11 protein-coding genes are annotated in these 14153 nt (G+C 71.5%); 9 read left to right on the top strand and 2 right to left on the bottom strand.

From position 1 onward, the window contains the following. Positions 1-78: 78 nt before the first annotated feature. The gene (locus OG251_RS41415) at positions 79-771 is read right to left on the bottom strand and encodes a hypothetical protein (protein ID WP_326682425.1); all 693 of its coding nucleotides are present in this window, start codon (positions 769-771) and stop codon (positions 79-81) included. A 566-nt stretch (positions 772-1337) separates the two neighbouring features. Between OG251_RS41415 and OG251_RS41410 the strand changes: the two genes are divergently transcribed. From OG251_RS41410 to OG251_RS41380, 7 genes are all read left to right on the top strand, one after another. After that, positions 1338-2000 carry a deoxynucleoside kinase gene (locus tag OG251_RS41410; RefSeq protein ID WP_326682424.1) on the top strand — a complete coding sequence of 221 codons (663 nt, stop codon included), beginning with the start codon at positions 1338-1340 and terminating at the stop codon, positions 1998-2000. 248 nt (positions 2001-2248) lie between these two features. Continuing rightward, a complete protein-coding gene (locus OG251_RS41405) occupies positions 2249-3088 on the top strand; it encodes a helix-turn-helix domain-containing protein (protein ID WP_326682791.1) in 840 nt (279 codons plus the stop codon). Positions 3089-3255: 167 nt separating this feature from the next. Then, a complete protein-coding gene (locus tag OG251_RS41400) occupies positions 3256-4119 on the top strand; it encodes an ABC transporter ATP-binding protein (RefSeq protein ID WP_326682423.1) in 864 nt (287 codons plus the stop codon). 57 nt (positions 4120-4176) lie between these two features. Next, positions 4177-5238: an iron-siderophore ABC transporter substrate-binding protein gene (locus OG251_RS41395; protein WP_326682422.1), complete on the top strand. Its 1062-nt coding sequence runs from the start codon at positions 4177-4179 to the stop codon at positions 5236-5238. Further along, positions 5235-7337 (top strand): iron ABC transporter permease, encoded by a 2103-nt coding sequence (locus tag OG251_RS41390; protein WP_326682421.1) that lies wholly within the window; start codon positions 5235-5237, stop codon positions 7335-7337. Before OG251_RS41395 ends, OG251_RS41390 begins: the two co-directional genes overlap by 4 nt. 94 nt (positions 7338-7431) lie before the next feature. Further along, positions 7432-8535: a peptidase C39 family protein gene (locus tag OG251_RS41385; protein ID WP_326682420.1), complete on the top strand. Its 1104-nt coding sequence runs from the start codon at positions 7432-7434 to the stop codon at positions 8533-8535. Positions 8536-8726: 191 nt separating this feature from the next. Next, entirely contained in the window at positions 8727-9512 is a 786-nt protein-coding gene (locus OG251_RS41380; protein ID WP_326682790.1) for an alpha/beta fold hydrolase, read from the top strand. Positions 9513-9617: 105 nt separating this feature from the next. Here the strand turns inward: OG251_RS41380 and OG251_RS41375 are convergent, their stop codons facing one another. Beyond that, the gene (locus OG251_RS41375) at positions 9618-10298 is read right to left on the bottom strand and encodes a TetR/AcrR family transcriptional regulator (RefSeq protein ID WP_326682789.1); all 681 of its coding nucleotides are present in this window, start codon (positions 10296-10298) and stop codon (positions 9618-9620) included. A gap of 72 nt (positions 10299-10370) precedes the next feature. On the opposite strand from OG251_RS41375, the gene OG251_RS41370 reads away from it, so the two are divergent. Together OG251_RS41370 and OG251_RS41365 are read left to right on the top strand one after the other, a co-directional pair. Further along, positions 10371-11498, top strand: coding sequence for an FAD-dependent oxidoreductase (locus OG251_RS41370; RefSeq protein ID WP_326682419.1), 1128 nt, complete (start codon positions 10371-10373; stop codon positions 11496-11498). Positions 11499-11807: 309 nt separating this feature from the next. Further along, entirely contained in the window at positions 11808-13946 is a 2139-nt protein-coding gene (locus OG251_RS41365; RefSeq protein ID WP_326682418.1) for a choice-of-anchor A family protein, read from the top strand. Positions 13947-14153 lie beyond the last annotated feature (207 nt).

Here is a 14153-nt window from a genome sequence, read left to right as displayed (position 1 = left end):
GGCTCCGGACGTCCGGCTGGACCTGTGTGCGGTGCCGCCCGCCCGCGCGGCGCGGGCGGGCCGTCCCACCGGACGGCTTCACTCCCTGTTCAATACCTCCGCGTACTCGGTGAGCCGGCCTTCCTGGTCCTGGGTCAGGTGCCGGATCTCCCAGACCAGCGCGGCCGTGTCGACCACCTCAGGGATGAGTGCGCGGCTCTCCGCCGACGGGCGGATGCCGGTCAGCCCGGCGAGCACGGCGACCGGCACGCCGAGCGTCGCGGCGAAGCCGTCGAGCGTCTCCGCATCGAGCGCCTTGGCGCCCCGCCCCACCGCGCCGATGGTCGAAGCCGCCTTGCAGACACCGGACATCAGACACATCACCTTGGCCGTCCCCGACCAATTCAGGTTACGGAGCGCGAGCATCCGCAGAAGGAGCGAGCCGAAGCCCGGCGGGTAGTGCGCGTGCACGCGGGGCCGAGAAGGAGTGAGCGTGCCCACCGGAGCGGTCATGGAGCGTGCACGGGTGCGCAGCACTTGCCGAGCGGGTGCGGGCAGGGCAAGGGAGTGCCGCACCAGGGAACTGGACGCGCCGGCCGACTCGTCGAAGAGCCACGCGGTCCCGGGCACGGGAAGGTCCGCGACGAGCAGGAGGTCGTGGGTACGCAGACCGGTCCGCTCCGCGAGACCGTCGAGGTACTCCCCGGTCGGGGGCCACTCGGCCGGGAGCCCGACCGCGCTCGCGAGGCGTGCCAGACGTACGTCGGGTCCGGGGTATGTCGAGGGTTCCATGGTCACCGCGGCTCCGTAGGGGGTGTTCAGTCGGGTCGGCTCCGCCGGGAAGGCCATCACGACGCTGCTCCCGGTGGTCGCGACCGGGCCCGGCTCCTGCCGGCCCGGCCCCAGGGTGTCAGCCGTGGCCCGGAGAGGCTGTGCCCGCGACGGGACAGGCCGGGCACACCCTGCCCGCACCGGAGCCTCCGTCCGGTCACATCGGCTCCGCGGGTGGTGCGCGGGATCGACAACGCGCTGCCGCGCGCCGTCCGGATCGCCACCGCTCCGGGGCGTCCCGCCCTCGCCGGGGGAGGCGGGCGCCGGTGCTCCGGCCTGCGTGGGGCGAGTCGTCATTTATGCTTCAGGGCGGCCGCGGGGCGATGGCTCCTCGCGGTACGCGACACCTGCGGAACGGTTCGTCCGGCCGTAGGAGCGCGGTGCGCGTCGGGACCTCGGTCCGGCCGGGACCTGGATGACGCCGATCATGAAGATCTTGGGGAGTCGGGTGGCCGCCGACCCGCGTCCCGGTGGTGGGGGTGTCCAGCCCCCGCCCGTGAACAGAAGCCCCCAGGGAGAAGCGAGGTATGCCGGTGATCTGCGTCGGAGGCATGATCGGGATCGGCAAGACGAGCGTGGCCGAGCTGCTCGCCAAGGAGCTGGGCAGTGAAGTCTTCTACGAGAGCGTGGAAGACAACCCGATCCTCCCGCTCTTCTACACGGCGAGCCCCGAGGAGATCCAGGCGAATCGTTACCCCTTCCTGCTCCAGCTGTACTTCCTGCAGACACGGTTCGCCTCGATCAAGGAGGCGTACAAGCAGGACGACAGCGTCCTCGACCGGTCCATCTACGAGGACTGGTACTTCGCCAAGGTCAATCACGACCTGGGGCGGATCAGCTCCCTCGAGATGCGGGTGTACGAGGGGCTGCTCGACGAGATGATGCGCGAGATCGACGGCCTGCCGTACCGCAAGGCACCCGATCTCATGGTCTACCTCAAGGCGGACTTCGAGACGGTGCTGCATCGCATCGGGCTGCGGGGCCGCGATTTCGAGCAGGACGAGAGCCTCGTCGAGTACTACCGGACGCTGTGGTCCGGCTACGACGACTGGGTGCACACGCACTACTCGGCCAGCGACGTGCTCGTCGTCGACATGAACCACACCGATGTGGTGAACGACCCCGAGGACGCGGCCCGCGTGCTGCGAGAGGTCAAGGGCGCCCTGACGGCGGCGGGGCCCCGGGTCTGAAGCCGCTCCACGCGGGTGCCCCCACAGGGAGATCCAGGACGGAGCCGACGGGCGGGCCGTGGTCCTGCTCCAGGGGGCGTCCAGGGATTACCTGGGCCCTGGCAGGGCTCGGGCAGCGTGGTCCTGCTCCAGGGGGCGTCCAGCCCGTCCGGCGGCCCCTCGCGGCCCGGGGCGCCGGTGCCGGTGCGGGGGCCCTGGATAGACTCGGCCCCATGGTCCGATCGTCCTGTGGTGAGGCGACCCCCGGGATGTGGCGGCGCGAGACGGGTACCGCCCTGCGCCGGGTGGCGGCGCTTCCGGAGGGGGAGGCAGCCCCTTTCGCCATCGTCGCCGGGGTCCGGGTTCCCCGCGTTCCCACGGAGTGGGCGCCGCATGCGCATGCCCTGCACGAGCTCGTCTGGGTACGCGGGGGAACGCTGACGTCCCGGGTGGAGGACCGCGTCTTCACCGTGTTCGAGGGGTGCGGTCTGTGGATGCCCGCCGGAGTGGTGCACGGGGGCAGAGCGACGGCCGGTGCGGAGTTCCATGACGCCTTCTTCGCTCCCGACCGCACGCCGTTCGCTTTCGGGGAACCGAAAGCGATCACGATGACGCCGCTGCTCGAGTCGCTGCTGACCCATCTGTCCCGCGAGGATCTTGACGCGGAGGCCAGGGCGCGGGCGGAGTCGGTCGTGTTCGATGTGATCCAGCCGTCGGAGCGCCAGTTCGCTCTGCAGCTGCCCGGTGACGACCGGATCGACATGATCGCCGAGGCGCTGCTGGACGATCCCGCCGACGGCCGCTCGCTGGAGGAGTGGGCACAGTCGCTGGGGATCAGCGACCGCACCGTCACCCGTGCGTTCCGTCACACGACGGGTCTCTCCTTCGCGCGGTGGCGGCAGATGCTGCGTGTGCACCGGGCGCTGACGCTCCTCTCCGAAGGCTTCGATGTGATGACGGTTTCGGAGACACTCGGCTACGCGCAGCCCAGTTCCTTCATCGCGGCCTTCCGGCGGGTCATGGGAACCACGCCGGGCGCGTTCTTCGGCGCGGCCGACGGCAGTCACGGGAATGTCCGGAATCCCGTATCGCGTGTCCAGAACTCCTGATTGTCGACTCGGCAAGCGGAATATAACCTTCACGGAGTTAGGTGACCCTTAGTTGGTGCTCGCCGCGAACGGTGCTCTCTCCGTGCGTGGGTGAGCCGCGGCCCGGCCGGTGAAGGCCGGACGGAGGGTGCCGCAGTCCTTGCCCCTCCGACCGTCCGGACCCCTCGATGTTCACAAGCCCCTTCCGGCACGCCGGCCGCCCCGCGGTCGGCCGCGCCGCGCCGGCTGCCGCTCTCAACGGGCACGACCTGGTGCTGCGGTACAGCGGCAAGCCCGTCGTCCACGGTGTCTCCATCGCCCTGGAACCCGGCCGCGCGACCGCCCTGGTGGGACCGAACGGCAGCGGGAAGTCCACGCTGCTGCGAGCGCTCTCCCGACTGCACCGAGTGGAGGGCGGCCGGGTGACGCTCGGCCCCCGCGACGGGCAGTCCGAGCGTGACGCGGCCCTGCTCAGTCCCCGCCGGTTCGCCCGCGAGGTCACCCTCTTCTCCCAGTCGAGGCCCGCGCCCCAAGGGCTGACGGTGACGGAGGTCGTGTCGTTCGGACGCCACCCCTACCGGACCGGCTTCGGCGGACAGACCGCCGAGGACCGGACCGCCATCGACCACGCCATGGGCATCACCGGCGTACGGGACATGGCCGCCCGGCCGGTCGGGGAACTCTCCGGCGGGGAGATGCAGCGTGTCTGGCTCGCGGCCTGTCTGGCCCAGGACACCGGCGTCGTGCTGCTGGACGAACCGACCAATCACCTGGACCTGCGCTACCAGATCGAGACGCTCGACCTGATACGCGATCTCGTCGAGGAGCACGGCATCGCGGTCGGGGTCGTGCTGCACGACCTGGACCAGGCATCCCGTGTCGCGGACACGCTGGTCCTGATGCGCTCCGGCCGGGTGCACGCGGCGGGCGCGCCTGCCGACGTCCTCACCGCCGAGAACATCGGCGAGGTCTACGACATCCGTGTCGAGGTCGCTACCGACCCCCGCACGGGCCGTCTCCGTATCGACCCGCTCGGGCGGCACTCCTCCTGAAGCAGGACATCCGCCCCCCAACGCATCGCGAACGAACCCAAGAAAGCAGGACCCTTCATGAACCGTGCCCATCGCCTGGCGGCGTCAGCCTCCACCGGGCTCGTCCTCCTCGCCGCAACGGCCTGCGGCACGACCGATGTCGACAAAACCGAGGCCGGCGGCACCAGCGCGTCGCCCGCGTCGAAGAGCTGTGCCGAGGACACCACGGCCACCTCGACGAAGCCCGTCTCCTTCAAGGACGGCGTCGGCCGGCAGGTGAAGCTCGACAAGCCCGCCGAACGGATCGCGGTCCTGGAATGGCAGCAGATCGAGGACGCGCTGACCCTGTGTGTCACCCCCACCGCCGTCTCCGACGCGAAGGGGTACCGCACCTGGGTCAGCGCGGAGAAGCTGCCCGGCGGGGTGACGGACATCGGCACCCGTGAGGAGCCCGACCTCGACACCCTCTACGCGGCCAAGCCCGACCTCATCGTCGTCGAGGCCTTCGACGCCGACGACGAGACCATCGCGAAGCTGGAGAAGCGAGGGGTCCCCGTGATGGCCACACGGGGTGCGAACCCGGCCGACCCGATCGGCAACATGCAGGAAGTGTTCAGCATGATCGGCAAGGCGACGGGGCGCACCGAGCGTGCCGACCAGGTGCTCAAGGAATTCGACCAGCACCTGGCCACGGCGAAGAAGCGGGTCACCGACGCCGACCTGCCGACGAAGGACTTCCTGTTCTTCGACGGCTGGCTCCAGGGGGGCAACCTGACCGTCCGCCCCTACAGTGACGGCGCCCTGTTCACCGAGATAGGCAAAGAGCTCGGTATGAAGCCCGCATGGACCAAGGACATCAACAAGGCGCACGGGGACGGCGGCGTCGATGCCGCCTACGGCCTCGCGCAGACCGATGTCGAGGGACTCACCGCCGTGGGGAACGCCAACCTCTTCTACGCCAATGACGAAGGAGCCGGCGGGTACGTCGCGGCGCTGGCCAAGAACCCGATCTGGAAGACCATCCCGGCCGTGAAGGAAGGCCGTGCGCACGCCTTCCCGTCGCGGGTATGGGGCGCAGGCGGTCCGCGCTCCTGCGAGCAGGCGATCGACGCGTACGTCGACGTACTCGACAAGAAGTGAGCACACCGCAGACAGTGAAATCCGCAGGGGGAACGCTGCCGCGCGCCGAGCGCGGTGGCGGCCCCCAGGGCGTGGCCGTCCTGGCACTCCTTCTCGTCGTGACCGCGCTGGTGGGCATGTGGCACCTGACGCAGGGGACGTCCGGCGTCGGCGTCGGCGACCTGGTGCGCCATCTCGCCGGGAACCGGGAAAGCACCGGTGACGCACCGGTCGGTGAGATCCTCACCGGCTCACGCCTGCCGCGCCTGCTCGCGGGCGTCGCGGTGGGCTTCGCCCTCGGCACCGCCGGTGCGCTGCTCCAGTCCGTCACGCACAACGCCCTGGCCTCCCCCGACACCCTCGCGGTCACGGCCGGGGCCTACCTCACACTCACACTCGTCGCCGCCTTCGGCCTCGCCGTTCCGCTGTGGGCGTCGGGGGCCGTCGCCTTCACCGGCGGCCTGGTCGCGGCGGCGCTCGTGCTGCTCCTCGCGGGCCGGGCGGCGGGCACCGCGGGCACCCGCCTCATCCTCGCCGGATCGGCGACGGCCATGGCCCTGGACGCGGCGACCGGGATGCTCCTCATCCTGTTCAACCAGAACACGACCGGGCTCTTCGCCTGGGGGAGCGGTTCGCTCGCACAGCTGAACATCGACGCCGCGGCACGCGCCTTCCCTCTCGTGGCCGTGGTGCTGTGCGTCGCCCTGGTGCTGTCCCGGCGGCTCGACGTGATGAACCTGGGTGACGACGCCGCGTCCACCCTCGGTGTGCCGGTCCGGACCACCCGCGTGACAGCCGTGATCTGCGCGGTACTTCTGACCAGTACGGCGGTGACCCTCGCGGGCCCGATCTCCTTCGTCGGCCTCGGTGCCCCCGTCCTGGCCCGCCTGATCGCGGGACGCGTCCGGGCGTTGCGCCGGCACCTCTTCCTGGTGCCCGCGGCCGGGCTGTTCGGCGCGCTGCTCATCCTGCTCGCGGACGCGTCCCTGCGCGCGGTGCAGGGGGCGGACGGGGCCGCCTCCATTCCCACCGGCGTGCCGACCGCGCTGCTCGGCTCCGTCGTGATCGTGGTCCTCGCGCTGCGCCTGCGCGACACGGGCCGGCTCCGGCAGCCACCGCCCTCACGGGTCGCCGCACGCTCACGCCGCGGGTTCCTCCTCGTCGTGTTCGCTGTGGTGACACTCCTGGCCGGGGCGGTCCTGGTGGCAGTCCTGGCGGGCAGCCTCTGGCTGCGGACGGGGGACATCACGCTGTGGTTCCGCGGCGCCGCCCCGGACCTGATCGGCCAGGCGCTCGACGACCGGGTGCCCCGGGTGACGGCCGCGGTCCTCGCCGGCGCGGCGCTCGGACTGGCCGGATGTGTCGTGCAGGGCGCGGTACGCAACCCGCTGGCGGAGCCGGGGGTGCTCGGCATCACGGCGGGCGCCGGGCTGGGCGCGGCGAGCGTGGTCACCTCCGGCCTGTCGGGCGGTCGGCCCGTGCTCATCGCGGTCGCGGTCGCGGCGGGGCTCGCCACCTTCGGGCTGATCGCCCTGCTGGCCTGGCGCGGCGGCTTCCTGCCCGACCGGTTCGTACTGATCGGCATCGGGTGCGGGTACGGCCTCAGCTCCATCACCACCTTCCTCCTGCTGCGCGCCGACCCGTACAACACGCCCCGGATCTTCACCTGGCTCTCCGGCACGACCTACGGCCGCACGCTGCCCGACGTCGTACCGGTCGCGGTGGCCCTGGCGCTCGCGCTTCCCGTGCTGTTCGCCATGCGGGGCCGGCTCGACCTGCTCGCCGTCGACGAGGACACCCCGCGCATCGTCGGCGTCAGGGTCGAACGCACCCGCTTCGCCGCGCTGGCGATCGCCGCGGTGCTCGCCGCGCTCAGCGTGATCGCCGTCGGCGTCGTCGGCTTCGTGGGTCTCGTCGCCCCGCATCTCGCCCGGTCATTGGTGGGCGCCCGGCACGGCCGCGCGATTCCGGTCGCGATGCTGCTCGGCGGATTGCTGGTGTGCGTGGCCGACGCCCTCGGCCGCACGCTCGTCGCGCCCGCCCAGATGCCGGCGGGCCTCATGATCGCTCTGGTCGGTGCTCCGTACTTCATCTGGGTGCTCCGGCAGTCCCGCGCATGACACCGGGCGGCAGCGTCCCGCGCCGACCGGCCTGCCACCGGCCCCCGGGCGCGGGGCCACGCCCCTCCCTCTCAGATCCACCAGGAGTACCGGAATGACGTCCCAGCAGAAAACGCCCGTGAATCCCCTCGTCGTCCCGTTCGAGGCCGGTAGCTCGCCGACCCCGCTGAGACGACTCGGACACCCTGAGGTGCTGGAGCGCTGGCACGCCGTCGACCGCACCGCCCACGCCCCCCGCATCGTGGCCGTTCCGGGTGAGGACGGCGAGGACTGGACCGCTGCCGCGCTCGTGACGGCACGCCCGCACACGGCCTATCTGAAGATCGTCGACGCCATCGGTGACATCCCGGCAGCCGTCGCGGCCGTCGTCGCCCACGCACGCGGCCGGGAGCTCGCGCAGGTCAAGTGGGAAGGATGGACGGCCGGCCCCGAGGACGCCGCTGCCGCCGGTTTCGCCGCGCTGAGCCCTCCGCTCGCGCGACCGGAGGACGTTGCGGGGCCCGCGGCCGGTTACGTTCGCTGGCTGCACGACAGCACGGTGACCGAGCCTCCGTACTACGGGCAGACCACGCACTTCACGTGCGGCGCCGTCACCGCCCTGGTCGCCCAGGCGCATGCGGGGGTGCTGTCGCGGGAGGAGTTCGACCGCCGGGCGGAGCTGACGCTGTGGCGCGACGCGACCAACTTCCCCGCGTGCGAGCCCGTGGGACTGGGCGTTGCCGTACGCCGGGCCTGGCCGTCGTCCCCCGTCGAGGTCCACCTCGACGTGGACCGGCCCGTCCTGCTCGACCACCTTTCGCAGAGCGAGCAGGAGTGGCGTGCGCACCTCCAGCGCATGTCGCGTACGGACGCCGGACGGATCGGCGTACCGATCGCCCCGCACCGTCTCTCCACGGCCGCGATCCGCTCCGCGGTCGGCCGACGGGAGCATGTGCTGCTCCTGGTCTCGCTGGCCGGGATGCAAGGGTTCGACGTACCGCACTGGGTGCTCTGTCACGGCGTCGTGCCCGGCGCCGTGGTCGTCGATGACCCGTGGGCCAACGCGGCAACGGGGGACACCTGGGTCGATGCCCATCTGCTGCCCGTTGCCGATCGATCGCTGGACACGATGTCGGTTGTCTCCGGCTTCAGCGGTGCCGTGACCATCGGCCGCCCGCAGCGGAGCGGTGCGCCTTCTTCCCGGCCGGCCGACGAGTAGCCCCCTCGGGGCCGGCACCCCACCCGGCATCGGCGGCGGGTGGGTTCGTCAGCTCTCGGCGGGCCCTCGGCAGGACCGGTAGGTTTGCCGAGGTGACTTCGATGGAGGCGCAGGGCCTTGTGCCGATGACCGACGGGGCGCGGTTGCGCTGGGTGGCGTCGGGGGATACGACCCGGAGGCCGGCTGTGGTCATGCTGCATGGCGGTCCGGGTCTGCCGGACTATCTGGGCGATGTCGCCCCCATGGTCGCGGACCTTGCCCCGGTGTACCGGTATGACCAGCGTGGTACGGGACAGTCCCCGTGGCGGGGCCCTCATTCCCTTGCCCGGCATGTCGAGGATCTCGCCGGGCTGCTCGACGCATGGGACGTGCCCGAGGCCGTGTTGATCGGGCACTCCTACGGCACCGATCTGGCGAGCCGGTTCTGCCTGGCGCACTCGGACCGGGTTGCCGCAGTGCTCCTGATGTGCGGACCCTTCGTCGGTGACTGGCGTACGGGGGAACAGGCGGAGCGCGGCCGTCGCATGTCCGTGGTGCAGCAGGCGCGACTCCGTGAGCTGGAGGAGTTGTCGCACCGCACGGAGGAGCAGGAAGTCGAACTGCTCACGCTGGCCTGGTTCGCCGACCACGCCGATCTCGAACGCGGGTGGCACTGGGCAGCCCAGGGCGCCCGGCGGCGTCGCCCGGTCAACTGGGCCATGAACGCCGAACTCGGCAGGGCAGGGCGCGCGGACCCGCTCGACGAGCGCCTGGCCGAGCTGCGCGCATGTTTGCCCGCACGGGCGGAGCTCCTCGGTGGACGCGGCGATCCCCGCCCTCTGGCGGCACTCGAATCGCTCGCGCTCCGTCTCGCTGTACCGCTGACACGGATCGAGGGCGCAGGACACGAACCCTGGTTGGAGCAGCCCGACGCCGTCCGTGCGCACCTGCGGCGATTCGTGCGGGGCGCCGTCGGCGCACAGGGCTTCGACGGATGACGGCTTCTGCTGGTGGCTGCTGCGGGACCTCACCGGCTACCGGGGTGCCGACACCTCCGACGCGTGGGACCCCACCGGCCCCGGGGCCGGGAACCGTCCACCGGACTACCGGACGGATGCGATGCCGGTCAGTATGAGGTCGATGCCGGCGAGGAACTGCTCGCGGTCGTCGTGATCACGCAGCTGCGTCGCCACCTGACGCATGAACGGGTACTCCGCCGGGGCGAGCTGCGCCCACTCCGCGGCGAAGACCGCGAGGAAGGCCGACCGATCCGTCTCGGGGGCCTGGAGGCGGGCGCCCGCGGCGTACTGCCCCGCGAGGCCGAGGATGTAGTTCACGAGCGCGGACGCGCAGTCGAACTGCGCCCGTTCGGGGACGCCCAGCGCCTGGAGCTGCTCGCCGACGCTTTCGAAGATCTGCAGCATCGCGGAGTGCCACGGCTCACGGGAGAGCTGGGCGCCCACCCAGGGATGTGCGTCGATCGCGTCGAACACCCCGAGGGCGATGGCACGGATCGCCTCCCGGGGCTCCGCGACGCTGACCACCTCGGTCATGGCACGCGCGATGACGGAGTTCGTGGTCGCCGCGAGCAGGTCGCCCTTGTTGGCGACGTGGTAGTAGATCGCCCCGCTCCCGGTGGCCAGGCGCGCCGTGAGTGCCCGGAAGGTCAGAGCGCTCTCGCCCTCGGAGTCGAGGATCTCGATCGCGGCCCCGACGATCCGCTCCTTCGAGAGCGCGTCCGTGCGCCGATCGGTCCGCCGCGACTTGGTAGCCATGAGCACGATTTTGACATAGATGGATCGCCGTTCCAAAGTGGTTGTGGAACGGCGTTCTAATCAGTTTGCGAAAGGACCATCATGGCGACACCCATCACGATCGTCGGTGCGGGCCTCGGCGGCCTCACCCTCGCCCGTGTGCTCCACGTCCACGGCATTCCCGCCACGGTCTATGAGGCGGACCCCTCGGCGGAGGCCCGTACGCAGGGCGGCCAGCTCGACATCCACGAGGACGACGGGCAGCGTGCGCTCGCGGAGGCGGGCCTCACCGACGAGTTCCGCGCGATCATCCACGAGGGCGCCGAGGCGTTGCGCATGCTCGACCGGAACGGCGCGGTGCTGCTCGACGACCCCGCCGACGGGACGCAGGGGCGCCCCGAGGTGCTGCGCGGAGATCTGCGCCGGATCCTGCTCGGCTCCCTGCCCGACGGCGTGGTCCGGTGGGGACGCAAGGTCACCGGTGTCCGGCCCGTCGGCGACGGCCGGCACGAGCTGGCCTTCGCCGACGGCTCGACCGTGACCAGCGGCCTCCTCGTCGGCGCCGACGGTGCCTGGTCGAAGATCAGGCCGCTGCTTTCCGATGCGGAGCCCGAGTACATCGGCACGACATTCATCGAGACCTACCTCTACGACGTGGACGAGCGGCACTCCGCGACGGCCGAGGCGGTCGGCGATGGCGCGATGTACGCGCTGACCCCGGGGAAGGGGATCGTCGCGCACCGCGAGGCGGGGAACATCCTCCACACGTACATCGAGCTGAACCGTTCCGCCGAGTGGATCGCCGGCATCGACCTCACCGACCCCGCCACCGCGAGCGCGCAGGTCGCGGCCGAGTTCGACGGGTGGGCCCCGCACCTCACCGCGCTGATCACCGAGGGCGGGACCGCACCGGTCGCGCGTATGATCCACACGCTCCCGGACGGACACCGGTGGGACCGGGTGCCCGGGGTGACGCTCCTCGGCGATGCCGCACATCTGATGCCGCCGTCCGGCGACGGCGCGAACCTGGCCATGCTCGACGGGGCCGAACTCGGCAGGGCGATCGCCGCTCACCCCGACGACATCGAGGCGGCACTCGCCGTCTACGAGGAGGCGCTGTTCCCGCGCAGCGAATCCTTCTACGCGGACGCCCACGAAATCCTGGACCTCTGCCTCGGCGACCGCGCACCGTTCGGCCTGATCGACTTCTTCAGGGGCGCCTCCGACTGAGCGCCGCCCGGCCACCTACGAGCGTCACGGGCCGATCCCGTCCTCGTCGGGCAATGGCGCGAACGGATCACCCGGTCGCTCCTGCGACCCGCATCACCCGCCAGCAGCCGTGACGCACCTGGCGCGACAGCGGCCGGACCCTTCAGGCTCATGGTCCGGGAGGCTTCGAGTGCCGCGTCCCGCTCCACGGGTTCGCCCCGTCTCCGTCCGGGCGCCACCGGCCCGGTCGGGTGATCTGTCGTGCGGCAAACGGCTCGGAGCGAGTGTCCCGCACGGGTCATCCCCCGCGCGCGTGCGACAACGCCACATATGAAACTCCTCACCCAGCTATCCGGCCGGGGGCCCACCGGACGCCCACGCACCCGAGCCTGGGCCACCGGACTCGCGTACATGGTCGCCGCCGCGTCGGCCCCCGTCATCGCCCTCGGTGCCGCGGCTACACCGGCCCTGGCAGCGCCCCTCCCCGGCGGCCTCGGTCCCTGCGTCCCGGGCGACTGCCCGGATCCGTACCCGCCCGTCAGCAACGGCCCGATCATGGGCCGCGACAACGGCATCAACATCTTCACGGGCGGCGACTACCGGGTCCGCGAACGCGCCGCCGAGGCCGAGGGCCGCCTCGTCGTCCTGGGCGACTTCGACCAGAACAAGAGCGCCGCGGGCAGCGCGATCTACAACGTCGGCATCGTGGGCGTCGGCTCACGGGTCCCCCCGCCGGACGGCGCGGACTTCCTCACCACGGGCGGCAACGTCTCCGTGGCCGCCGGTCAGCGTCTGCTCGCCGAGGGCGGGGTCGTCCGGCACGCGGGGACCGCCACGGGCACCATCGAGGGCACGGTCACCGCCGACCCGGACGCCGCCGCACCGTACGCGCAGCTTCCCGGCCTGCTCACCACCGCGAGCCAGTGCTACGCGCGCACGGATGCCGGACCGCGGCCCGCCACCGGCACCGCTGTCAACCAGGGCGGCCAGACCCTCTTCACCGGCGACAACACCTCGGCCCTCCAGGTCTTCAACGTCGACTTCGACATGACCACGAGCACCGGTGCCCAGCAGGGCCTCGTCTTCCAGAACATTCCCGCGGGCGCCACCGTCCTGGTGAACGTCCTCGGGACCTCCCGCACGCTCAGCACCTTCAGCGGTGGCATCGCGGACACCGACCCGCTCAACCAGCTCCGCCCGCGGCTGCTGTGGAACTTCCCGGACGCCACGACGGTGAACCTGGCCGGAACCGGTCAGTTCCAGGGCAGCGTCCTGATCGGCAACCCCGCCTCGGAGGCGACCGTCTCCCTGCCGGGTGTCAACGGCCGTTTCTTCACTACCGGTTCCCTCACCCACACCAGCTCCGCCAGTGGGGGCGGCGGCCAGGAATTCCACGCCTACCCGTTCGACGGCGACCTGCCGGACTGCTCGGCCCCGACGCCCCAGGCCCCGGTGACGGTCGTCAAGAAGGACTCGGCGACCGGTGACGTGCTGCCCGGCGCGGTCTTCGAGCTGTGGGAGGAGACCAACGGGGTGGCCGGCCTCCAGACCACCGGTGGGACTCCCGACACCCAGGTCGGCACCTCCTGCACCACCGGTGCCGACGGCGAGTGCTCCAGGACGGTGGACCTCGGTACGTACTACTGGCGCGAGACCGCGGCCCCGCCCGGCTACGAGCTGCCCGCGCAGACGGTCTTCGGGCCCCTGACGCTGACCCAGGCACAGGTTCCGGACGGCGTCAGTATCACCGTCGAGGACGACAGGACGCCCGTCCCGGGCTCCGTGACGGTCGTCAAGCAGGACGCGGCGACGGGTGAGGCGCTGCCCGGCGCGGTGTTCGAGCTGTGGGAGGAGACCAACGGGGTGGCCGGTCTCCAGACCACCGGTGGGACTCCCGACACCCAGGTCGGCACCTCCTGCACCACCGGTGCCGACGGTCGGTGCACCAGGACCGTCGAGACCGGTACGTACTACTGGCGGGAGACGGCCGCACCCGCCGGGTACGACCTGCCCGACCCCGCGGTGTTCGGCCCGCTGGTACTCACCGACGCGAACGCACCCGACGGTGTCACCGTCACCGCGGTGAACACCAGGACATCGGTGCCGACCGAGGAGTCGACCATCGAGGTCGCCAAGACCGACGCGAAGAACGGCAAGCCGCTCGCCGGGGCCGTCTTCGAGCTGTGGCGCGAGTCCAACGGGGTCGCGGGTCTCCAGACCCGCCCGGACGGCACCGTGCCGCCGGACACCCGCACCGGTCCTGGCTGCTCCACGGACACCGTCGGATCCTGCGTCTTCGACGAACTGCCGCTCGGGACGTACTACCTGCTGGAAACAGCCGTACCCGAGGGTTACGTCCTGCCGGAGAACCCGGTGAACGGCCCGTACGTGATCACCGAGCAGAACGCCGGTGAGACCGTGACGGTCAAGGTCGCGAACAAGCGGGGGGAGCCCGGCAAGTACAAGTGACCCATTTCCCTCCCCGAAACCGGTGAGGCCCCCGGACGGCCGCGTTCCCCGTGTGCCGTCCCGGGGGCCTCACCGGTTCGGCATACTCCGCGCGGCGCGGACGGGCCGCTCCTGATAGCTGTGGGGTGGCAGGGGCGACGGTCGCCCGGTGAGCGCCGGTGGTCACACGTCGCCGGGAGCTGTGCCGCACGAGACGCGGAGGTCGGC

Origin of the sequence: Streptomyces sp. NBC_01237 (assembly GCF_035917275.1) — a bacterium.
Taxonomy (GTDB): domain Bacteria; phylum Actinomycetota; class Actinomycetes; order Streptomycetales; family Streptomycetaceae; genus Streptomyces.
Note: the sequence above shows the minus strand (reverse complement) of the source record. Positions and strands in the feature narration are given on the sequence as shown.

Excerpts from the sequence above, each read along its gene's own strand:
- OG251_RS41365 (WP_326682418.1), top strand. The coding sequence starts at position 11,808 with ATGAAACTCCTCACCCAGCTATCCGGCCGGGGGCCCACCGGACGCCCA.
- OG251_RS41400 (WP_326682423.1), top strand. The coding sequence starts at position 3,256 with ATGTTCACAAGCCCCTTCCGGCACGCCGGCCGCCCCGCGGTCGGCCGC.
- OG251_RS41415 (WP_326682425.1), bottom strand. The coding sequence starts at position 771 with ATGGAACCCTCGACATACCCCGGACCCGACGTACGTCTGGCACGCCTC.
- OG251_RS41385 (WP_326682420.1), top strand. The coding sequence starts at position 7,432 with ATGACGTCCCAGCAGAAAACGCCCGTGAATCCCCTCGTCGTCCCGTTC.
- OG251_RS41395 (WP_326682422.1), top strand. The coding sequence starts at position 4,177 with ATGAACCGTGCCCATCGCCTGGCGGCGTCAGCCTCCACCGGGCTCGTC.
- OG251_RS41380 (WP_326682790.1), top strand. The coding sequence starts at position 8,727 with ATGCTGCATGGCGGTCCGGGTCTGCCGGACTATCTGGGCGATGTCGCC.
- OG251_RS41410 (WP_326682424.1), top strand. The coding sequence starts at position 1,338 with ATGCCGGTGATCTGCGTCGGAGGCATGATCGGGATCGGCAAGACGAGC.
- OG251_RS41405 (WP_326682791.1), top strand. The coding sequence starts at position 2,249 with ATGTGGCGGCGCGAGACGGGTACCGCCCTGCGCCGGGTGGCGGCGCTT.
- OG251_RS41370 (WP_326682419.1), top strand. The coding sequence starts at position 10,371 with ATGGCGACACCCATCACGATCGTCGGTGCGGGCCTCGGCGGCCTCACC.